A 20,394-nucleotide genomic window follows, 5' to 3' on the forward strand; every position below is an offset into this window, starting at 1 on the left:
GAAGAGGAAACCGCCATGACCGCCAAGCCGTACCTGATCGGTCACTACACCCCCGCCGTCGACGAGATCACCGCGACCGGCCTGACCGTCGAGGGCCACCTGCCGCCCGAGCTGAACGGCCGGCTCGTCCGCAACAGCCACAACCCCAAGCCGGGCGTCACTCCCGCCCACTGGTTCAAGGGCAGCGGCATGGTCCACGGCATCCGGCTGCGCGAGGGCCGCGCCGAGTGGTACCGCAACCGGTGGGTGCGCACCCCCGCACTCGACGGCGCCCCCTACATGACCGAGCACGGCCCGGACCTGACCGCGAGCACCGCCGGCACCCACGTCATCGAGCACGGCGGACGCCTTCTGGCGCTGTGCGAGGCCAACTTCCCCTTCGAGCTCGACGCCGACCTGGAGACCATCGGCGCCTACGACTTCGACGGCAAGCTGCGCAGCGCCATGACCGCCCACCCGAAGACCGACCCGGTCACCGGAGAACTGCACTTCTTCGGCTCTTCGCCGTTCCCGCCCTACCTCATCTACTACATCGCCGACGCCAAGGGCCAGATCGTCCACACCGCCGAGATCCCCGGCGCGACCGCGTCCCTCAAGCACGACTTCGCGATCACCCGCCACCATGTCGTGTTCGTCGAGGGATCGGTCACCTTCGACCCGGCCGAGCACTCCGGCATCCCCTACGGCTGGAGCGACGAGCAGCCCTCGCGCATCGGCGTCATGCCCCGCACCGCCGACGGCGCCGCGAAGATCCGCTGGTTCTCCATCGAGCCCGGCAACATGCTGCACGCCTCCAACGCCTACGAAGACGCCCAGGGCCGCATCGTCCTGGAAGGCCCCACCGTCGACCGCGAAGGCTTCCAGCTGTCCTGGAACTGGTGGGTAGGCGCGCCCGGCCGCGGCACCGAGCCCAACACCCGCTCCTACACCCGCCGCTGGGTGATCGACCTGGAGCGCGGCTGCGTCGACGAGCGGATCATCGACGACCTCGCCGTGGAGTTCCCGACCCTCAACGAGGACTACCTGGGGTCGGAGAACCGCTACCAGTACGCCATCTCCTTCCCCGACCAGCACGGCAACGGCGGCTACGGCGTCGTCAAGTACGACCGCGGCACCGGCGCCCGCCGCGTCCACCAGGTCGGCGACGCCCGGCTGCCCAGCGAGGCGGTGTTCGTCCCGGCCGCCGGCGCGACGAACGAGGACGACGGCTACCTCCTCACCGTCGTCTCCGACCTCAAGCAGGACTCCTCCCGCCTGCTGGTCCTGGACGCCTCCGGACTCGACCAGGTCGCCGCGGTCCACCTGCCCCGCCGCGTCACCGGCGGCATCCACGGCTCCTGGATCCCCGACGCCGACCTCTGACCCGCCACCGGGGGCGGCTCCCTCCCGGGCCGCCCCCACCCCTTCTCACCCGAAAGTGCCCCGCATGTCCCTCGACGGAATCCTCCTCGCCGCACACCTGCTCGCCGCCCTCGCCATCCTGGCCAGCCTCATCACCGACTGGATCGGCGTGCTCGCGCTCCGCAGCGCCAGCACCCCTTCGCAGGCCAGAGAAGGCCTGAGAGCCCTTGAGGCATCGGCCGCCTTCGGCGTGTGGGGCAGGCTCGGCTCCCTCGCCGCAGGCCTCGCCCTGGCCGTCACCGCCTGGTCGTGGGAAGGCTGGATCATCGCCGGGATCATCGGCTGGACGGCCCTCGTCCTGCTCGGCGAACCGCTGACCGGCAAGGACCTGCGCCGCATGGTCAAGGACGCCCGCGAGGCCGACACCGAGCTGCCCGCCGCGCTCGCCGACCGCATCCGCCATCCGCGCCTGTGGACCTCCGTGCTGACCCGCACCGGCGTCATCACCGCCGTCCTGGCCTGCATGGTCGGCAAACCCAACCTCATCACCGGGCTCACCCTGCTGGCCTGCGGCTATCTGACCGGCCTCGGCGCCGCCAAGCTCACCGCCCGCCGCCCCCTGCGCGCGAGCGGAGCCCGCTGATGCTCATCGCCCTGCGCGTCACCACCGTCGTCCACGCCCTCGCCTACGCCCTCCAGCCGATCCTCGCCGGCATGTTCCTGTCCGGCCGCGACAACGCCATCGGCAGCCACGGCGACAACGCCGCCGTCGTCGCCACCATCGCGCTCGTCCTGACCGTCATGGCCGCCATCGCCCGGCGCAGGCGCCTGGCCGGACGACGCGTCCTGCCCGTCATGGCCGCGATCTTCGTCTTGGAGATCGTTCAGCTGACCGCCGGCATGAACCACATCCTGTGGCTGCACATCCCCCTGGGCGTCGGCCTGTTCGCCGCCGTCGTCGCCACGCTGCCTCTCGTCTTCGCCGCCCGGCCGGCCGAGGAGGCCCGCACATGACCGGCCCCACCCGCCGCGCCGTTCTCAAGGCCGCCGCCCTCGCCCTGCCCTCCGCCGTCCTCACCGGCTGCGCGGGCGGCGGCGGCTCGGTCGGCCCCGGCACGCTCACCAGCGCCGCACGGCTTCCCGCGCCCTACACGCTGCCCCTGCCGCTACCCGTCCCGGCCGCCCCCGTCCGCTCCTCCGCCGACGGCGACCACTACGAGATGACCCTCAAGGAGACGACCACCGAGATACTGCCCGGCTACGCCACCACGATCTGGGGCTACGACGGCACCTTCCCCGGCACCTACCTGGAGGCCAGGTCCGGCACTCCGATGATCCTCCACCAGACCAACCTGCTGCCGGTCCCCATCGCCACCCACCTGCACGGCGGGATCACCCCACCGTCACAGGACGGCTTCCCCACCGACCTGCTCTACCCCCGAAGCCTCGCTCACCTCGCCACCGGTCGCCTCCGCCGCGAAGCCCACACCGGCCATGGCGGGCACGAGACGATGCACGACCCCTTCGCGCAGGTGAGCACCCACCAGCGCGCCTACGCCTTCCCCATGCGACAGCGCGCCGCCACCTTGTGGTACCACGACCACCGCATGGACTTCACCGGAGCCCAGGTCTGGAAGGGACTCGCCGGCCTGTGTGTCGTCCGCGACGACGAAGACGACGCGCTCCCGCTGCCCCGCGGCGAACGCGAGATCCCGCTGCTCCTGTGCGACCGGGCCTTCGACGCCGACGGGCAGCTCGTCTACCCCGCCGCGGATCCGACCCTGCTCGGCGCCCCCGGCATGGACGAATCGATCATGGGCGGCGCCCAAGGCGACGTCATCCTCGTCAACGGCGCCCCCTGGCCGTACCTGGAGGTCGCGGCCGCCCGATACCGCCTGCGCCTGATCAACGCCTCGAACGCCCGGCGCTACGAACTACGGCTCGACGGACCCGCGGACAGCCGGTTCACCCAGATCGGCGGAGACGGCGGCCTCCTGGAGGCCCCCGTCCACCACACCACTCTTCGGATCTCCCCGGCCGAACGCTTCGACGTCGTCGTCGACTTCTCCCGCTACGCCGTCGGCTCCTCGGTCACCCTCGTCAACCTCGCCGGCGCCGACGGCGCCGGCCGCGTCATGCGGTTCCACATCACACGCAAAGCCGGCGACGACTCGGCGATCCCCAACCGGCTGTCCGATCTCCCACCGCTCATCCCGCGTGGAGCCCACCGGCACCTTGTCTTCTCGCGCAACGGCTCCCAGTGGCAGATCAACGGCACGCCCTTCGACCCGGCCGTCCCGCACCTGCGTCCGGCCTTCGGAACCACCGAACACTGGACCATCCTCAGCGTCGAACGACACCCCTTCCACCTGCACGGAGCCTTCTTCCGAGTGCTCGGCCGCGGCTCCTCCGGGCCAGGCCCCTACGACGCGGGATGGAAGGACACCGTGGAACTGGTCCCCGGCGACCAGATCCACCTCGCCGTCCGCTTCGACGCCTACCGCGGTCGCTACCTCGCCCACTGCCACAACCTCGAACACGAAGACATGGCCATGATGGCCACCCTCCAGGTCGGCTGAGCCCACCTGTGCCACGACTCCGAGGTGTCTCGCCGTGCCCCAGGGATGGGCCTTCACGCGGCGTGCCGCCTGTTCAGGCCGGACAGCTGCCAGGCCAGCCGGGTGCGGACGGCGGGGACGCGGCCGGCCAGGGCGAGGATGAGGTTGCGCAGGACGCGGCGGCCGGCGGCGGCCGTGGCCAGCTTGGTGAGCCGCCCGGCGAGGGCGACCACCTGCTCGGCCTGCGGGCGGCGGGTGGCGGCGTAGGAGTCGAGCAGGCTGTCCGGCTCGCCGTCGAGCACCCGGGCCAGCGTCTCGCCCAGGTGTACGGCGTCGTCGATGCCCAGGTTCATGCCCTGACCGCCGGCGGGCGAGTGCACGTGGGCGGCGTCGCCGGCCAGCAGGAGGCGGCCCTGGCGGTAGGTGTCGGCGATGCGGTGGTGGACCCGGAAGCGTGAGCTCCAGATCAGCTCCTGCACCCGCGCGGGCTCGGCCTCGGGGCCGCGGGTGTCGAGCAGGTGCTGCACGAAGGGAATGCCGGGATCCTTGGGAGCCTCGTCCACGGTGGCGACGATGCGGTGCAGGCCGCCGGGCAGCGGGGCGACCACGACCAGCCCGGCGGGCGAGAAGTACAGGACGACCTCGTTCTGCGGCACCCCGCCGGACAGGCGGACGTCGGCGAGGACGAACGACTCGGCGTAGGTGCCGCCGGTGAAGCCGATCCCGGCGCTCTGGCGGACGGTGCTGTTCAGCCCGTCGGCGCCGATCAGGTAGGCGGCGCGGATCCGCTGCCCGTCGTCCAGGGTGGCGGTGACGCCGTCGGCGTCCTGCTCGATGCTGCTCACCCGGGCGGGTCTGATCACCTTGCCGCCGAGCTCGTGCAGGCGGGCCAGCAGATGGGCCTCGGTGTCGGCTTGGGAGATCATCAGGGTGTAGGGGTAGGCGGTGGGCAGGCCGTCGAAGGGCACCGGCACCAGCACCCGGTCGCGGTCGCGGATGGTGAAGACCGGAGTGTGGATGCCGTGCGCGGCCATCCGGTCCGCCACGCCGTACGGCGTGAGGACTTCCAGGGTGCGGGCGTGCACGACGGCGGCGCGGGAGGTGTTCGCGCCTTCCGCCTCCGCATCCACGATCATGACCTGACGGCCGTGCTGGGCCAGGACGATCGCGGCGGTGAGCCCGGCGGGTCCGGCTCCGATGATGAGCACCTCGGCGTTCATGGCGCCTCCTTGGTCAACGGCTGTTGGCATGAACGTAAGCCCGCCACGAGTGGAATGTCAACGCGTGTTGGCCTACAGTTGTTGACATGAGGAGATCCTCCGCCGAGACCAAGGCCGTGATCCTGGCCGCGGCCCGCGAACGCTTCGCCGCCGACGGCTACGACAAGGCCACCATCAGGGCCATCGCCGCCGACGCGCGGATCGACCCGGCCATGGTGATGCGCTACTTCGGCACCAAGGAGAAGCTGTTCGCCGCCGCGGCCGAGTTCGACCTGGAACTGCCCGAGTTGGCGCCGGACCAGGCCGGCGCCGGCCTGGTCCGCCACTTCCTGCGCAAGTGGGAGGCCGACGAAGGGCTGCAGGTGCTGCTCCGCACCGGCGTGACCAACGAGGCCGCCGCCGAACGGATGCGGACGATCTTCGCCGGTCAGGTCATGCCGCTCGTGATCGGCCTGACCGGCGATCCGGAGCGCGCTCCCTTGCGGGCTTCCCTGGTCGCCTCGCAACTACTGGGCCTGGCCCTGTCCCGCTACATCCTGCAATTCCCGCCGATGGCGGCGGCGACGGAGGAGGAGCTCGTGGCCTGGCTGAGTCCCACGGTCCAGCGCTATCTCACCGAGTGAAACCACCGGACCATCAGGTGGCGAAGGCGCGCCGCCACGCAAGCGACGACTCTCAGGACGAGGCTCCGTAGCGGGCGGCGATCGCGGCGGCGCGGTCGCGCAGGGAGTCGCGCAACCACTGAGGGGCCAGGGCTTCCGCGTCCGTCGCGAGCCGCCACAGCGCCCATTCGGCGTGTCTCGGATCTTGGAACGTCACCTCCAGCCGCAGCCAGCCGTCCGAGCCGGATTCCTCGGCGCGGACGGCCAGCGCGGTGCCCACCAGATCCTCCCGCCGCGCCGGGTCCACCCGTACTCGCACGGTGACCTGGTCGCCGCCGGTCCGGAACCGCGTGCTGCGTTCCTGCCAGGCCCGGTCCAGATCCACCCGGTCCGGTCGCTGTGCGGGCTCGGCGAGCTCCTTGGCGGCCAAGATCCGGGACAGCCGGTAGGTGCGGTCCGCGCCGGACCTCGTGGCCAGCAGGTAGCCCCGGTCGCGTACGGTGACCAGGCCGATCGGGTCCACCGTGCGCCACTGCGGGGTCCGGTCCACGGCCGCGTAGTGGATCTGCAGCTTGTGCCCGGCGAACACCGCGCGCAGGACCTCGGCCACGATGGCGTCAGGGACCTCCTCGTCGACCAGCCGACGCGAGAGGAGGTCGGTCTCCGGGTCGATGAGCAACCGCTCGGCCGCGCCGGCCGCGGTGTCCCGATAGCTCTCGGGCAGCGCGTCGACCACCTTGAGCATCGCCGAAGCGAGCGCCGAGCCGAGGCCGAACGCCTGCGCGCCGCGCCGCGATCCGGCGACCAGCAGGGCAAGGGCCTCGTCGTGGTTCAGTCCGGTGAGCTCGGTCCGGAAACCGGGCAGCAACGCGAAGCCGCCGTGCCGCCCGCGTTCGGCGTAGACCGGGACGCCGGCCGCGGACAGCGCCTCGATGTCGCGCAGCACGGTGCGAGTGGACACCTCCAGCTCGCGGGCCAGAGCGGCCGCCGACAGCCGGCCGTGCTGCCGCAGCAGCAGCACCAGCGAGACCAGACGGTCGGCGCGCATGCGAGAAAGTTACCGAAATATACGACACAGGATGTCGTGATTCGCTGCGAGGCTCATCAACGCGACAAGAAGTGCGGCTACCGAGCCGATCGACGTACGTCATGTCGACGAATCGAATGGAGCTGATGTGGCAATGGAGCGAACGGCGGTCAACCCGTGGGCGTGGTCGGTGGAGCTGGGATACAACCAGGGCGAGATCGTCTCCGGGCACGCCCGGACCCTGTACTGCGCCGGGCAGACCGCGATGGGCGGCGACGGCAAGCCTCGGCATGCCGGTGACATGGCGGCGCAGTTGGCGCTGAGCCTCGACAACCTGGAGGCCGTGCTCGCAGGCGCCGGCATGTCCCTCGCGAACCTCGTCCGGCTCAACGTCTACACCACCGACGTCGATCGGCTCTTCGAGCACTACGGCGTGCTGGCGTCGCGGTTGGGCGCCGCCGGGGTGGCGCCGTCCACCACGATGCTCGGGGTGACGCGGCTGGCGATCCCCGCCCTGATGGTCGAGCTCGAGGGGACCGCCGTCGCGTGATGCGGCCTTGCCGCCTCCGGCGGAGGGCTGCCGGAGGCGGCGAGCTTGAGAGGACGTGATACGAGAAGTGCGCGGGTTGCCGGCGGAACGCCGCCGGTGGTGACAGCTCAGAAGGGGAAGGCCCGGTCCTGGTCGCGTACGGTGACCCACTGGAGCTCGCAGAACTCCTCGGCGGCGAAACCGAGCCCGAAACGTCCCCAGCCGCTGTCTTTGACGCCGCCGAACGGCATGTGCGGCTCGTCGTTGACGGGCTGGTCGTTCACGTGGACGATGCCGACGTCCAGTTTCGCCGCAAGTCGCAGGCCGCGCCGGCTGTCACCGGTGATGATCGAGGCGGCGAGGCCGAGATCCGACCGGTTGGCCCGGGCGACCGCCTCCTCGGCCGAGTCGACGGCCTCCAGGATCACGACCGGCCCGAAGGTCTCGCCGTGCGCGATCTCGGCCTCGTCGGGAACGTCGGTGAGCACGGTGGCCGGATAGCACGGCGGCCGGGGTGTCCCTCCGGCCAGGACGCGGGCGCCGCGTTCGACGGCCTCGTTGACGCGGCGGTCGAGGAGGGCCAGGGCCCACTCGTTGATGACCGGGCCGACGACGGTCTCCGGGTCGTGCGGGTCGCCCGTCGGCAGGGCCGCCACCTTGGCCGCGAACCGCTCGGCGAACTCCTCCGCCAGCGGGCGTTCGACGTAGACGCGCCGGGCGCACATGCACACCTGTCCCTGGTGGACGAAGGCGCCGTAGGCCGCGGCGTCCACCGCGTACCCGACTTCGGCGTCACCCGCGACGATGAGCGGGTTCTGCCCGCTGAGCTGGAGCACGAGGCGCTTGAGGCGCCGCCCGGCCTTCTCGGCGAGACGTCGCCCCGTCGGCGTCGACCCGGTGAAGTTGATCCGCTTGACCAGGGGGTTCGCGAGCATCGCGTCGCCGATGTCGCCGGCCTCGCCCGGGGCGTGGGTGACGACGTTGAGCGTGCCGGCGGGAAGGCCGGCCTCGTGGAGGATCTCGGCCCAGATCGCGCCTCCGGTGTAGGGGGCTTCCTCCGAGGGTTTGAGCACGACCGTGTTGCCGAGGGCGAGCGGGCCGACGATCGCCCGTCCCGACAGGGTGAGCGAGGCGTTCCACGGCGCGATCGCCGCGACCACGCCGACCGGGCGCCGTACGGCCATGGCCTGGGTGCCCTCGACGTCCGACGGCAGCAGTTCCCCCACGGGCCGATAGGCCAGATGGGCGGCCTGTCGCAGGAGCCTGAGCGTGAAGTCGACCTGGACGTCGCCGAAGTGACGGCCGCACCCGGTCTCGTCGGCGAGGGCGTCGAGGACCTCCGCACGGCGGCCCTCCAGGATGTCGGCGGCCCGCAGGAAGACCTGCTGGCGTCGCCGGGGCGACTCCCCGGCCCAGCCGCCGAACGCCGCGTGGGCGGCCTCGATCGCCCGGCGCGCGTCCTCGGCGTCGCCCGCGGCGACCTCGCAGAGCGCCGCCCCGGACCACGGGGAGTGGTCGAGGTAGGTGCGGCCGGAGCCGGCGGCCACCCAGTCGCCGCCGATGAAGTGGCCGAGTCGCTCCCCGCGCCACCCGTTCCCGGCGCGCCCCGCTCCGGTCATATGGCTCGATCCTCTTCCCCACGTCGTCCGCACGGTCGAGAAAGCGTTCACGCAATCGGGCCGGTGGTCAAATGCGTTCGGATAGCCGGAACTCGATGGCAATATGCTGACCGCGTGACCGAAGAGGACGCTCCCCGCCGGGCCGGCCGTGTGACGGCTGATCCCTCCGCCTCGCACTCCGTCTCCCTGGAGCGCGGCCTGCGCATCCTGTCGGCCTTCACCGGGAACCGATCGGTGCTGGGGATCGCCGACCTGGCGCGCGCGGCCGGCCTGAACAAGAGCACGACGCACCGGTACGTGGCCACGCTGACGGTGCTGGAGTACCTCCAGCAGGACCCGGAGACCAAGAAATACTTCCTCGGCCCGCGTGCCGTCGATCTCGGGTTCGCGGCGATCGACTCGATGGAGCTCACCCGGGTCGCCGGACCGCTGCTACAGGCGCTGGCCGACGAGACCGGCTTCACGGTCAGCCTGGGGCTGTGCGACGGCCCGGACGTCGTCTACGTGGACCGCAGGAGAAGCGGCCGGCGCAGTGCCCTGGCCATGGACCTCAACCTGCACGTGGGCTCCCGGCTGCCGGCGTACTGCACCTCGATGGGCAAGGTGCTGCTGGCCCACAAGGACCCGGCGGCGCTGCGGCAGATCCTCGACCACACCGACATGGCCCGCCGCGGGCCCAAGACGATCACCAACAGGGAGCAGCTGCTGGCGGCGCTGGCGAAGGTGCGCCAGAGCGGCGTGGCGGTCAACGACGAGGAGCTGGCTCCCGGCCTGAGGTCGTTCTCCGCGCCCGTGCGCGACCGCTCCGGCGACGTGGTGGCGGCGATCAACGTCGCGGTGTACCTGACCCTCGCGCCGACCACCGTGGAGGCGCTGGCCGGGCGGCTGGAGAGCCCGCTGCGGCGGACCGCGGCCGAGATCTCCCGGCGACTCGGCCACCGGCCGCAGGCATAGTCGTTCCGGTCAAGGAATTCGCGTTCGAACTTCCGGGACGCCCTGTTGCTCCCGTGCTGACGGGACCGTACGGTCGGGGCACCTTTCCGGCATCCCCGAGGTCGGCACCGCGGTCGCCGGCCGCGCGACCCCATCCGACCGCCGCTGCCACCGGCAGGCCGGCACGGCGCCGCGGGACAGCCGTCAGGGCGACGTGCTCAAGCCCGACTCCGCGCATGAGCCACTGAGGACGAACAGGAAAGGACACCGCTGTGGGACTTCTCGACGGGGTCGACTGGCAGGGAAACATCTTCAAGAACGGCGAGTGGACCGCCGGGCTGGGAGGCGACTACGCGGTCGTCGAACCGGCCACCGGTGAGGAACTCGGCCGTATGGGGCTGGCGACCCCCGAGGACGTGGCGGAGGCGGGGGAGACGGCCACCCGGGCCCAGCGGGAGTGGGCGGCGATGCCGTACACCGCGCGTGCGGCCGTCCTGCGCAGAGCCGGCGACCTGTGGCAGCGCCACGCCGAGGAGATCAGCGACTGGAACGTCCGCGAGGTCGGCACGGTGCCGGGAATGGCCGGGTTCGCGCTGCACGTGGCGGCGGAGGAGTGCTACGAGGCGGCCTCGCTGCCGGGCCGGGCGATCGGCGAGGTTCTGCCGTCGGAGCAGCCGCGGCTGTCGATGGCACGGCGGATGCCGGCGGGCGTGGTCGCGGTGATCTCACCGTTCAACGTGCCGATCATTCTCGGCATCCGCTCGGTCGCCCCGGCGCTCGCCCTCGGCAACGCCGTCATCCTCAAGCCGGACCCCCGCACCGCCGTCACCGGCGGCACACTCATGGCGCGCGTCTTCGAGGAGGCCGGCCTGCCGCCCGGTGTCCTGCAGATGCTGCCCGGTGGCGCCGACGTCGGCGAGGCCCTGGTCACCGACCCGAACATCCGGGTCATCTCGTTCACGGGCTCGACCCCCGTGGGCCGCCGTATCGGCGAGCTGGCGGGACGGCACCTGAAGCGGGCGCATCTGGAGCTCGGCGGGAACTCCGCGCTGCTGGTGCTCGACGACGCCGACGTGGACGCGGCGGTGAACCTGGCCGCCTGGGGGTCGTTCTTCCATCAGGGGCAGATCTGCATGACGACCGGCCGTCACCTGGTCTCCGCCCGGCTGTACGACGACTTCGTGGAACGGCTCGCGGAGAAGGCCGGCGGGCTCCCAGTGGGCGACCCGAAGTCCGGCACGGTCGCGCTGGGCCCGGTCGTCGACGCGGGACAGCGCGACAAGATCCACCGCATGGTCACGCAGAGCGTGGAGCAGGGCGCGAGACTGGCGTCCGGCGGAACATACGAGGACCTGTTCTACCGGCCGACCGTGCTGGCCGACGCCCCCCTCACCGCACCCGCCTTCGCCGAGGAGGTGTTCGGTCCCGTCGCGCCGGTCACCCGTGTGTCCTCACCCGAGGAAGCCGCAGAACTGGCCGCGGCGAGCGAGTACGGGCTCTCGCTGGGCATCGTGACACGCGACGTGATGCACGGCCTCGCCGTCGCGGAACGCATCCCCACCGGCATCGTGCACATCAACGACCAGACGGTGAACGACGAGGCCAACGCGCCGTTCGGCGGCGTGCGGGCGTCCGGCACCGGGTCCCGGTTCGGGGGCGCCGCGGCGAACATCGAGGCGTTCACCGAGACCCGCTGGATCACCATGCGAGGAGAGCCCGCGCGTTATCCCTTCTGACGGCCTCGCGCGGGGCAGGCGGACCCGGCCGGAGGAAGGCCTGTCGCGTCCCGGCGGTCTGCGTTAGCGTTCGCCTAAAAACCGAAGGGCGCACCGCATGGACTCTGTCCGCGTCAGGATCCCGGTGGATTCGGCCGCCGACGGCCGGCAGCACTTCATCGAAGCCGAGATCGAGCCGGGTCCGGGTGTCACGCTCGCCTCCGCCGGCAGGCTGCAGGAAGCGGGCTGGTCGCTGGCGGAGGCGTTCGACCGGGTGGGTCCCGCGCTCGACGTCATCGTGACCAGGCTCCGCTCCCAGCTCCGCGCGCCGAAGGAGGTGGAGATCGAGTTCGGCCTGACACTGGGAGGCGAGCTCGGCGTGATCTTCACCAAGGGCACGGCGGAGGCGTCCTTCACGGTCACCGCCCGGTGGGAGGAGACCGCGGACGGCGATGCCCCGGCCTGAGCACGCCATCGTCCAGATCCTCGACGGCGGCCAGCACGCCATCGGGCTCGGCTTCGCCGTCGGCAGCAGGCAGGTGGTGACCTGCGCCCACGTGGTCAACACCGCCCTGGGCCGCGATCAGCGCGAGGTCGCGCCGCCCCCGGCCCGGCCCGTCTGGCTGCGCTTCCCCTTCTCGGGTGACGAGGTGGTGCGTCTCGCCCGGGTCGCCGCCTGGGCTCCGCGCCCGGATGAGGACTTCGAGCTCGCCGACGTGTGCGGGCTGGTGCTGCCCGAGCCCATGCCGGAACCGGTCACGCCGCTGACGTTCGCGGACGAGGGCAGCGCCCCCACCGACGTGCAGATGTGGGGACCCTCGCCGCTGCGCGAGACCGGCGGCCACGTGACCGGCGAGCTGATGGGCGCGGTCGACGCGGTGCGCCTGCAGGTGGACCAGCGGGTCGGCGGGGTGTTCTCGGCCCGCGCGGGGTTCAGCGGCGGCCCGGTCTGGATCCGGGCGACGGGCCAGGTGGCCGGCATGCTCCAGGCCGTCGGCCGCGAGGACGTGTACGTCATCAGGCCCGAGGTCCTCGTACGCTCGTGGCCCGACGTGCTCTTCCGCCCGCCGCCCTCGCCGTACGTCGGACTGCGGGCCTTCGGGGCGGACGACCGGGTGGTGTTCTTCGGCCGTGAGGAGTTCGTCGGCGCGCTGGCCGCCGACGCGGAACGGCTGCCTCTCGTCGTCGTGATGGGGCCGTCGGGCAGCGGCAAGTCGTCGGTCGTCGACGCCGGGCTGGTGCCCAGGCTCACGGCCGGGGGCGGCACGGGAGTGGTGCGGATGCGGCCGGGACGGCATCCCGTGCGGGCGCTGGCCTGGGCGCTGTGGCCGTCCGAGGACCCCGACGAGGGGGCGGCCCGGCTCCGCACGCTCGGGCTGCGCCGCTGCGTCGGCGATCATCGGCGGCAGGCCGGGCTCGCCCGCTGTCTCGTCGTCGTCGACCAGGGAGAGGAACTGGTGACCCGCGCGAGCGAGGAGGGCTTCCTCGACCTGCTCGCCGAGCTCGCGGAGCCAGAGCCGCGCCCCGGCCTGGTGGTCGCTATGAGCATCCGCGCCGACTACTTCGGCCCGCTCATCGTGGCGCACGAACGGGTCGGCGACTACGTCCGCCGGCACGCGCGGACGCTGCGGCAGATGTCGGAGCCCGAACTGCGCGCGGCGATCACCCGCCCGTTGCTGCGGACCGGACCGCCGCGCGTGACGATCCGGCCGTCGCTGGTCGACAGGCTCTGCGCCGACTTCCGCGGCCGGCCCGGTGAGCTCCCCCTGCTGCAGTTCGCGCTGACCCGGCTGTGGGAGGCGCAGCGCGACGGCGAGCTGACGCTGGAGTCGTACCAGACCATCGGCGGCACCGGCGCGCTGGCCCTGTACGCCGACGAACGCATCGCGCTCCTGTCCGATGCCGAGCTGGCCGCGGCCCGCCGCGTCCTGACCGGCCTCGTCCTGCCCGGCACCGAGGACGTCGGCCGTCCGGTCGCCCGCGGCGAGCTGCGTGCCGGGGACTGGCCCGTCGTGGAGCGCCTGGAACACGACCGTCTCGTCGCCGTCAACCGGCAGGGCGCGGAGCCGACGGTCGAGATCGCCCACGAGGCGCTGCTGCGCGGCTGGGACAGGCTGCGCGAATGGCTGCTCGACGACCACGAGTTCCGCGAATGGCGCCACTCCACCGCCCTGCTCCAGGCCGCCTGGCAGGAGAACGGGCGGGATCCCAGCCTGCTGCTGCGCGGGCCGGTGCTGGCCCGGGCGGAGGAGATGGTCTCCTCTCACCCTGACGACACCCGGCGGGTGCGCCCGTTCGTGGAGGAGAGCCGCCGCGCCCAGGACGCAGAGGAACGGCGCCGGCGGGAGCTGACCGCCCGCGCCGAGGCCCTGCACCTGTCGGCCCGCGCCGAGCTGGCCGTGGCCACTTCGGACCTCGGCATGGAGGAGGCGTTGCTGCTCGACATCTGTTCGCTGCGCCGCTTCCCGACCGTCGAGGCCGAGCGTGCGCTGCACCGCAGGGTGGCCGCGTCCACCGTTCTGCTCTCCCGCTTCAAGGGCCTGGATGATTACGTGAGCGCGCTGACCTTCCATCCGCGGGCGAACATCCTGGCGGCCGGGGGCGCCGACGGCACCGCCCGGGTGTGGGACCTCAGCATGGGCCGGGAGCTGCACCGGTTCACCGGCAAGGGCAGGGGCAGGGGCATGCCGGAGGTCAGGAGGCTCGCGTTCGACGCCGCCGGGGCCCGCCTCGCCGTCGGTTTCACCATGGGCCACGACACCGAGGTGCGGGACCTCGCCACCGGAGGGCTGCTGCACCGGCTCCCGCACTTCGGAGAGGTCACGGCGCTGGCCTTCCAGCCCGGCGGCGACCTGCTTGCCGTCGGCAGCGAGCACGTCGTGGCGCTGTGGGACCTGAGCGGGGCACGGGCGAGGAAGGTCAGGGAGATTCCTCACCGGGTCCACGCCGTCGCCTTCAGTCCGGACGGCACCCTGCTCGCGACCGGAGGGCTCGACCGCACGGCCCAGGTCTGGGACGTGGCCACCGGCGACATGCGCCACCGCCTGGAACACGAGAACTCCGTGACCGACGTCGCCTTCCATCCGGGAGGCGACCGCCTGGCGACCACCAGCGCCGACACGCACGGCCGTCCGGACTGCGTGAGCCGGGTGTGGGACCTGAACACGGGGGAGGAGCTGCACCGCCTCGCCTTCGACGCCTCCGTGAGCTTCAGCATGGCGTTCGACCCCGACGGCGTCGGCGTCGCCACCGCGAGCACCGACAGGACGGCGCGGGTGTGGGAGCTGTCCACCGGCGAGGAGTTGCACCGCCTCGTTCACGACAGCCCCGTGTACGCCGTGGCGTTCGACCCCGAGGGACAGCGCCTGGCCAGCGGCGACGACGAGGGGACGATCAGCCTGTGGGACCTCGCCGCGCGCCCGGAGACGTTCGTCGCGGTCGAGGACCGCTGGGTGAGCGACGTCGCCTTCCACCCCGGCGGCGCCAGGCTGGCGGCGGCCGCCCAGACCTCGGTCCCGGTCTGGGACCTCGCGACCGCGGCGGAGGTACGCAGGATCGCGGGCGAGGGGATGGCCGTCGCGTTCGACCCCACAGGCACGCGCCTGGCCGTCGGCACGCGGGCCGCGTCCGTGTGGGACCTGGAGACCGGGCGTGAGACGCACCGCTTCCCCCACGACAGCATCGTCCTCGGCGTGGCCTTCCACCCCGGCGGAGGGTGGCTGGCCAGCTGCTCCAGTGACGGCACCACCCGGGTGTGGGACCTCGGGACGGGGCAGGAGGTCGTGCGCCTGGTGCACGGCGACGAGTCCTGGGTCCGCGACGACGACGGCACGCCCGAGACCACCGTGACCTCGCTCGCCTTCGACGGCCGCGGCGCCCGCCTCGCCACGGGCACCAGCCACAACGTGGTGCGCGTGTGGCAGGTGCCCGAAGGCCGGGAGATCCGCCGGTTCATCCATCCCCGGGGTGTGCAGGATGTCGCGTTCCACCCCGGGGGCGGCTCGCTGGCCACCGCCTGCAAGGACGGCGTCGTCCGCGTCTGGGACCTGGAGACGGGGACGGAGGCGTACCGGCTGGTCGTGGGCGTCGACCCGTACGCGGTGGCGATCGACGCGCACGGCGCCCGGCTCGCCACCGGCAACGTCGACGGCACCGCCCGGGTGTGGGACCTGAGGACCCTTGAGGAGACCCATCGGCTCTACCACGGGAACGCGGTGTACGCGGTGGCGTTCGACCCCGGCGGGGTCCGGCTGGCCACGGGCTGCAGCGACCACACGGTCCGGGTGTGGGATCTGCGGGCGGAGACGCTGATCGAGCAGGCGCGGGCCCGGCTGACGAGGAACCTGACCCCGCAGGAGTGGGAACGCTACATGCCCGGCACGCCCTATCAGAAGTTCCGCCACGATCTCCCCTGACTCCACACGGCCGCGGCGGTGCGGGCACGTTCGCGTTCCTACTTGTCGTGCTGCCGGCGCACCATCTCCCTGATCCATACGGGCGCGAACGGAGACGTGCAGCCCGGGGAGGTCGGGTAGTCCTTGAGCACCTCCAGGCGCTCACCGATGTCGATCGCGCGGGCGCGGTGCTCGGCGTGCTCGATCCCGATCTGAGCCAGGCAGTGGTTCATCGCCCACTGCAGGCGGTCCGGGGCGTCCTTCATCTCCGCCTCGATGACGTCGAGCAGTCCTGCGAGGTCGAGGCCCTCAGGCTTCTTCGTCACGCGTTCGGCGGTCAGCGCCCAGCCGGCACTCGCGACCACCGGGTCGGGATCGGCGGACCAGGCCAGGCGCAGCTCTTCGGAGTGCGGGTTCTTCTTCACCACGTAGTTCACGAGCCAGTCGTGCACCTTGGGTGCGCGCGCCTCGCGCAGCATGACGTCCAACTCGTCACGCTCGAACGCCTTCGGACGGCAGATCAGGATCGCCAGCAGCCGGGCGGCGGTGTCATCGGTCGCCCAGAGCCGGCATGCGAGTTCCTGCTGCGTCTTCAGCCGCTTCGCGAGCGCGCGCAGCCTGCCGAGGTTCACCCCGTGATCGTCGCCGTGTCTCTCGTTCACCTCGCGTGCCTTCGGGTCCGCGAGCTCGGCCAGCTCGGTCATCACCTCGGCCGCCAACATCTCGGTCGGCGTCGTCTCGGCCACGTCAACCTCCTGTCCATCAGGTGCGGGATCAGCCTACGAGCACTCGATGACCGGGCTTGGCTTCGTAGGCCGTCGGTTCCTTGATCTGCCCGGTGCGGTACGGCGTTCCTGGCCGACGGTCGTCGCGGAGACGCGGGTGCTGAACGTTTCAGCGACGGGTGCGCGCGTACGAAGGGGGACGGGACGAGTATGCGGTGATTGGGCGGGGCGTGAGGCGGAGCTCTTGCGGGGAGAGCAACGCGGCGTTCTTGACCGGCCGGCGCGTGTCGTATTTGCTCCGCTCACCACCATCGGGCTGAGGGAGCGTCGGGAAGGAAATTGTTAGCGCTAACAATCCGTCGTCGCACGGGCCCGGAGCCGGAATCCGGCCGCGGAAGCGCCGCGGGACGATCGGGGGAGGCGGGCCACTGCCGATGCCCGGAGGCCGTCCGCGGCGGCGCCCGTCCCCATCTCGGCTGAAGGCCTTTCCCGGCGTTCGCGTCCCGCTGGGGTCGCCGCGCCGCTCCGCGTCGGCTGCCACAGGCCACCGGCCTTGTCCCCGTGCCCGCGTGCCTTATCCGCAGACAGCATCCGAATCACCACTGGAGGGCCGAGATGAAACCGCCCAACCATCCGATGGATCGGCCGCGAGGCCGCGCCCGCGTCCGCGGTCTGGCCGCCGTTCTGGCCGCGGTCGCCGCCGTCGCGGTCGGAGTGGCGATGCCCGCGCAGGCGGCGTCGACGCTGAAGGCGTCGGCCGAGGCCAGGGGGCGATACTTCGGCACCGCGCTGACACGAGGCGACCTCGGCATCACCGCCGAGGTCAACCTCGCCGCGGCCCAGTTCGACATGCTGACCCCCGGCAACGAGATGAAGTGGGACGCCACCGAGCCGTCCAGAGGCTCGTTCAACTTCGGGCCGGGTGACCAGATCGTCTCCTTCGCCCAGTCCCACGGAATGCGGGTACGCGGGCACAACCTGGTGTGGCACTCCCAGCTGCCTGCCTGGGTCGGCGGCGTGGCGCTCAACCAGGTCCAGGGCGTGATGGAGAACCACATCACCACCGAGGCCACCCACTACAAGGGGAAGGTCTACGCCTGGGACGTCGTCAACGAGCCGTACAACGAGGACGGCACGCTGCGCCAGGACGTGTTCTACAAGGCGATGGGCTCCAACTACATCGCGATCGCGTTGCGGGCCGCGCACGCCGCCGACCCGGACGCCAAGCTGTACATCAACGACTACAACATCGAGGGCATCAACGCCAAGAGCAACGGGCTCTACTCGCTGGCCCAGTCGCTGGTGGCCCAGGGTGTTCCGCTGCACGGCATCGGTTTCGAGAGCCACTTCATCGTCGGCCAGGTCCCCTCGTCCCTGCAGGCGAACATGCAGCGCTTCGCCGACCTGGGCCTCGACGTCGCCATCACCGAGCTCGACGACCGCATCCAGATGCCGGCCGACAGTTCCGAACTGCAGCAGCAGGGCACCGACTACGGCAAGGTCGTGAACGCCTGCCTGGCGGTCTCCCGCTGCGTCGGCGTCTCCCAGTGGGGCGTGGACGACGGCCACTCCTGGATCCCGGGGACGTTCCCCGGTTACGGCGCCGCCATGATGTGGGACTCCAGCTACCAGCCCAAGCCCGCCTACACCGCGGCCCTGAACGCACTCAACAGCGGCACCTCGTCGCCGTCGGCTTCTCCCTCGCCCTCCTCCTCTCCGTCCTCGTCTCCCTCCTCCTCGCCGTCCCCGTCTCCCTCCAGCACTCCGATCGGGGGCGCGTGCTCGGCGACCATGAAGACGACCAACAGCTGGCCGGGCGGGTTCCAGTCGGAGGTGACGGTGCAAGCGGGCAGCGCCTCGGTCGGCGGCTGGACGGTGAAGTGGACCTGGCCCGGTGGGCAGAGCATCAGCAGCCTGTGGAACGGCACGCAGAGCGTGTCCGGCTCCTCGGTGACCGTCCGCAACGCCTCCTACAACGGCTCCCTCGCGGCCGGGGCGTCCACCACGTTCGGCTTCACCGCCAACGGCACCGCGGCCACCCCCACCCTCACCTGCACCAGCCCCTGACCCGCGTCAGGGGACATCGCTGAGAGCGGGCCGGGACCCCCTCCCGGCCCGACGCGATGCCCCGGCGGCGGCCGGTCGCGGTCGTCGTACCGCATCGTCCGCGCTCAGCAGGGCCGATCCCGAGCCGGTTCGGACCCCGCGCCGCTTACAAGGGCGTCCGGGCACGGCGTCCTGAGTGTCGTTCCTGTCGAGCAGTCAGCGCTCCGCTTGGTTCGCTGCGTGAGGCCGCAGAGCTCTGCACGCAGGGGGAGCCAGACCTGTCGCCATGACCGCTCAACCTGCGGAGCCTGGCGGGCAGCAGGACCCTGGTGAGGCACGCGCATCGATCTCCGACGTGCGACCGCCTACGCCCGCCGGGGCTCGCGCTCCCAGCGACGCGCCCCGAAGCGTGAGCGCACGTACGAACGGCCCTCAGGCCACATCCGCAAACATGCGGCAGAGGTGGAGCACCGCGTGGCGCCAGACCAGCATGCCGCAGCCGTGCGCCGAGGCCGGCCAACCCCACTGCCCCGCGCACGTACCGCGGGCTGAGCGCAGAATACGGACCGTGCCTCTCGTCACAGCGGTGCGAGGCAACGGTCCCCGCTGACCTGCTGCTCACGTGACATCCTGCGGGGTGACGGAGATCATTCCCACGGCCGTCGTCCGGCCCGCCGTCTCCCCAGCGCTACAACCGCGGTCGCCGCAAGCTCGATGCCCATACCGCCTACTGTCATTTATCCGCGGGCAAAGTCCACGGTCCAGTAAATCCGGTTGTTGTGTCCCCGCGCTGTGCCCACACCTATTATCCTGTAGTCGCAGTTCAGAAGTGCCTGGCGGTGACCCCAGTTGGACGCTTCGTCGTGGTATAGCCAGTTGTCCATTGCTTGAGCGAGAGTCTGGTTAGTGCCGAAGCTCCAGTTCTCGGTCTTGCTTGCGGGGGAGAATCCGGCCGCCCGGATTCGATCCGCAGGCATTAGGCCGTCAGAGTCGATATGACCCCGCCTGGGATCGCCCTGCGGATACGCGTCGATGAGGGTGGCGTAGTTGGCGGCTAGATCTTCGCTGTGCTTTCGTGCTACTTCACTTAATCGCGAGTCGACACGCACTCCGGGCTCAGCGCAGTTGCCTTCGTTCCGTCGCGCCTGGGTGATCTGGTCGATCATCTGCTGGATTTCAGGGGTCTGCCCATTCGGGAGGCCGTTGAGATTCATACGGAATGGGCCATTCCATCGGAATTCCGGCCCTGAGTCGCGCCAGAAGAAATAAAGGTCGTCATCGACGCGAGCGATCAGCTCGAGGTTGCCGCCACCGAAGTTGGACTGGATCAGGGTAACCGCGTCTACGTGACCGAGGTCCTGGGCGAACGTCCACGGAGCGCTCCACGGCAGGCCCGCGGCATCGTTGTTGCGCCACATGAAAGTCAGGCCGCCGCCGGCAGCGGGGTAGACGAGCTCGAAGTTGCCGTTGGTGCCGAATCGGCTTTGGATCAGCACTGGATTCCCAGCCGCGCCGGCAGCGATCTGGTATGGGCCGTTCCATTGGAATGCCGGCCCTGAGTCGCGCCAGAGGAAGTGCAGCCTATCGCCGACGCGAGCGATCAGCTCGAGGTTGCCGCCACCGAAGTTGGACTGGATCAGGGTAACCGCGTCTACGTGACCGAGGTCCTGGGCGAACGTCCACGG

At 71.4% G+C, this 20,394-nt stretch carries 16 protein-coding genes; 11 read left to right on the forward strand and 5 right to left on the reverse strand.

The window, feature by feature from the left end:
- Nucleotides 1-15: 15 nt before the first annotated feature.
- The 4 genes from ABZ860_RS35660 (at nt 16) to ABZ860_RS35675 (ending at nt 3,920) form a co-directional block, all read left to right on the forward strand.
- Nucleotides 16-1,362, forward strand: coding sequence for a carotenoid oxygenase family protein (locus ABZ860_RS35660; RefSeq protein ID WP_357229045.1), 1,347 nt, complete (start codon nt 16-18; stop codon nt 1,360-1,362).
- A gap of 64 nt (nt 1,363-1,426) precedes the next feature.
- Nucleotides 1,427-1,984, forward strand: coding sequence for a hypothetical protein (locus tag ABZ860_RS35665; RefSeq protein ID WP_357229048.1), 558 nt, complete (start codon nt 1,427-1,429; stop codon nt 1,982-1,984).
- Complete coding sequence (locus tag ABZ860_RS35670; RefSeq protein WP_357229051.1) at nt 1,984-2,355, forward strand: hypothetical protein; 372 nt, start codon at nt 1,984-1,986, stop codon at nt 2,353-2,355. Before ABZ860_RS35665 ends, ABZ860_RS35670 begins: the two co-directional genes overlap by 1 nt.
- Nucleotides 2,352-3,920 (forward strand): multicopper oxidase domain-containing protein, encoded by a 1,569-nt coding sequence (locus ABZ860_RS35675; protein WP_357229053.1) that lies wholly within the window; start codon nt 2,352-2,354, stop codon nt 3,918-3,920. Before ABZ860_RS35670 ends, ABZ860_RS35675 begins: the two co-directional genes overlap by 4 nt.
- Nucleotides 3,921-3,973: 53 nt before the next feature.
- Here the strand turns inward: ABZ860_RS35675 and ABZ860_RS35680 are convergent, their stop codons facing one another.
- Nucleotides 3,974-5,119 (reverse strand): FAD-dependent monooxygenase, encoded by a 1,146-nt coding sequence (locus ABZ860_RS35680; protein WP_357229056.1) that lies wholly within the window; start codon nt 5,117-5,119, stop codon nt 3,974-3,976.
- A gap of 86 nt (nt 5,120-5,205) precedes the next feature.
- On the opposite strand from ABZ860_RS35680, the gene ABZ860_RS35685 reads away from it, so the two are divergent.
- Nucleotides 5,206-5,742 (forward strand): TetR family transcriptional regulator, encoded by a 537-nt coding sequence (locus ABZ860_RS35685; RefSeq protein WP_357229059.1) that lies wholly within the window; start codon nt 5,206-5,208, stop codon nt 5,740-5,742.
- A 52-nt stretch (nt 5,743-5,794) separates the two neighbouring features.
- Here ABZ860_RS35685 and ABZ860_RS35690 read toward each other — a convergent pair whose 3' ends face one another.
- The gene (locus ABZ860_RS35690; RefSeq protein ID WP_357229062.1) at nt 5,795-6,769 is read right to left on the reverse strand and encodes a WYL domain-containing protein; all 975 of its coding nucleotides are present in this window, start codon (nt 6,767-6,769) and stop codon (nt 5,795-5,797) included.
- A gap of 133 nt (nt 6,770-6,902) precedes the next feature.
- Here ABZ860_RS35690 and ABZ860_RS35695 point away from each other — a divergent pair, with 133 nt between their 5' ends.
- Nucleotides 6,903-7,298 (forward strand): RidA family protein, encoded by a 396-nt coding sequence (locus ABZ860_RS35695; RefSeq protein ID WP_357229122.1) that lies wholly within the window; start codon nt 6,903-6,905, stop codon nt 7,296-7,298.
- Between the two features lie 107 nt (nt 7,299-7,405).
- Here the strand turns inward: ABZ860_RS35695 and ABZ860_RS35700 are convergent, their stop codons facing one another.
- Nucleotides 7,406-8,896: an aldehyde dehydrogenase family protein gene (locus ABZ860_RS35700; RefSeq protein ID WP_357229065.1), complete on the reverse strand. Its 1,491-nt coding sequence runs from the start codon at nt 8,894-8,896 to the stop codon at nt 7,406-7,408.
- Between the two features lie 114 nt (nt 8,897-9,010).
- Between ABZ860_RS35700 and ABZ860_RS35705 the strand changes: the two genes are divergently transcribed.
- The 4 genes from ABZ860_RS35705 (at nt 9,011) to ABZ860_RS35720 (ending at nt 15,959) form a co-directional block, all read left to right on the forward strand.
- On the forward strand, nt 9,011-9,850 hold the full coding sequence (locus ABZ860_RS35705) for an IclR family transcriptional regulator (protein WP_357229068.1): 840 nt from the start codon (nt 9,011-9,013) through the stop codon (nt 9,848-9,850).
- Nucleotides 9,851-10,137: 287 nt separating this feature from the next.
- Nucleotides 10,138-11,565, forward strand: a complete 1,428-nt coding sequence (locus tag ABZ860_RS35710) for a benzaldehyde dehydrogenase (protein WP_357229125.1) — start codon at nt 10,138-10,140, stop codon at nt 11,563-11,565.
- 97 nt (nt 11,566-11,662) lie between these two features.
- Nucleotides 11,663-12,010 (forward strand): CU044_2847 family protein, encoded by a 348-nt coding sequence (locus tag ABZ860_RS35715; protein WP_357229071.1) that lies wholly within the window; start codon nt 11,663-11,665, stop codon nt 12,008-12,010.
- The gene (locus ABZ860_RS35720; RefSeq protein ID WP_357229074.1) at nt 11,997-15,959 is read left to right on the forward strand and encodes a trypsin-like peptidase domain-containing protein; all 3,963 of its coding nucleotides are present in this window, start codon (nt 11,997-11,999) and stop codon (nt 15,957-15,959) included. Before ABZ860_RS35715 ends, ABZ860_RS35720 begins: the two co-directional genes overlap by 14 nt.
- Nucleotides 15,960-15,997: 38 nt before the next feature.
- On the opposite strand, the gene ABZ860_RS35725 is transcribed toward ABZ860_RS35720, so the two are convergent.
- Nucleotides 15,998-16,642, reverse strand: a complete 645-nt coding sequence (locus ABZ860_RS35725) for a DNA alkylation repair protein (protein WP_357229128.1) — start codon at nt 16,640-16,642, stop codon at nt 15,998-16,000.
- 636 nt (nt 16,643-17,278) lie between these two features.
- Between ABZ860_RS35725 and ABZ860_RS35730 the strand changes: the two genes are divergently transcribed.
- A complete protein-coding gene (locus ABZ860_RS35730) occupies nt 17,279-18,730 on the forward strand; it encodes an endo-1,4-beta-xylanase (RefSeq protein WP_357229077.1) in 1,452 nt (483 codons plus the stop codon).
- 716 nt (nt 18,731-19,446) lie between these two features.
- Here the strand turns inward: ABZ860_RS35730 and ABZ860_RS35735 are convergent.
- Nucleotides 19,447-20,394, reverse strand: a 948-nt coding sequence (locus ABZ860_RS35735; protein WP_357229079.1) for a CAP domain-containing protein, incomplete at its 5' end; no start/stop codon positions are given.

This window comes from Microbispora sp. NPDC046973, from assembly GCF_040644495.1.
Lineage (GTDB): Bacteria > Actinomycetota > Actinomycetes > Streptosporangiales > Streptosporangiaceae > Microbispora.

Excerpts from the sequence above, each read along its gene's own strand:
- ABZ860_RS35680 (WP_357229056.1), bottom strand. The coding sequence starts at position 5,119 with ATGAACGCCGAGGTGCTCATCATCGGAGCCGGACCCGCCGGGCTCACC.
- ABZ860_RS35695 (WP_357229122.1), top strand. The coding sequence starts at position 6,903 with ATGGAGCGAACGGCGGTCAACCCGTGGGCGTGGTCGGTGGAGCTGGGA.
- ABZ860_RS35715 (WP_357229071.1), top strand. The coding sequence starts at position 11,663 with ATGGACTCTGTCCGCGTCAGGATCCCGGTGGATTCGGCCGCCGACGGC.
- ABZ860_RS35675 (WP_357229053.1), top strand. The coding sequence starts at position 2,352 with ATGACCGGCCCCACCCGCCGCGCCGTTCTCAAGGCCGCCGCCCTCGCC.
- ABZ860_RS35700 (WP_357229065.1), bottom strand. The coding sequence starts at position 8,896 with ATGACCGGAGCGGGGCGCGCCGGGAACGGGTGGCGCGGGGAGCGACTC.
- ABZ860_RS35670 (WP_357229051.1), top strand. The coding sequence starts at position 1,984 with ATGCTCATCGCCCTGCGCGTCACCACCGTCGTCCACGCCCTCGCCTAC.
- ABZ860_RS35660 (WP_357229045.1), top strand. The coding sequence starts at position 16 with ATGACCGCCAAGCCGTACCTGATCGGTCACTACACCCCCGCCGTCGAC.
- ABZ860_RS35685 (WP_357229059.1), top strand. The coding sequence starts at position 5,206 with ATGAGGAGATCCTCCGCCGAGACCAAGGCCGTGATCCTGGCCGCGGCC.
- ABZ860_RS35720 (WP_357229074.1), top strand. The coding sequence starts at position 11,997 with ATGCCCCGGCCTGAGCACGCCATCGTCCAGATCCTCGACGGCGGCCAG.
- ABZ860_RS35730 (WP_357229077.1), top strand. The coding sequence starts at position 17,279 with ATGAAACCGCCCAACCATCCGATGGATCGGCCGCGAGGCCGCGCCCGC.
- ABZ860_RS35665 (WP_357229048.1), top strand. The coding sequence starts at position 1,427 with ATGTCCCTCGACGGAATCCTCCTCGCCGCACACCTGCTCGCCGCCCTC.
- ABZ860_RS35690 (WP_357229062.1), bottom strand. The coding sequence starts at position 6,769 with ATGCGCGCCGACCGTCTGGTCTCGCTGGTGCTGCTGCTGCGGCAGCAC.
- ABZ860_RS35725 (WP_357229128.1), bottom strand. The coding sequence starts at position 16,642 with ATGACCGAGCTGGCCGAGCTCGCGGACCCGAAGGCACGCGAGGTGAAC.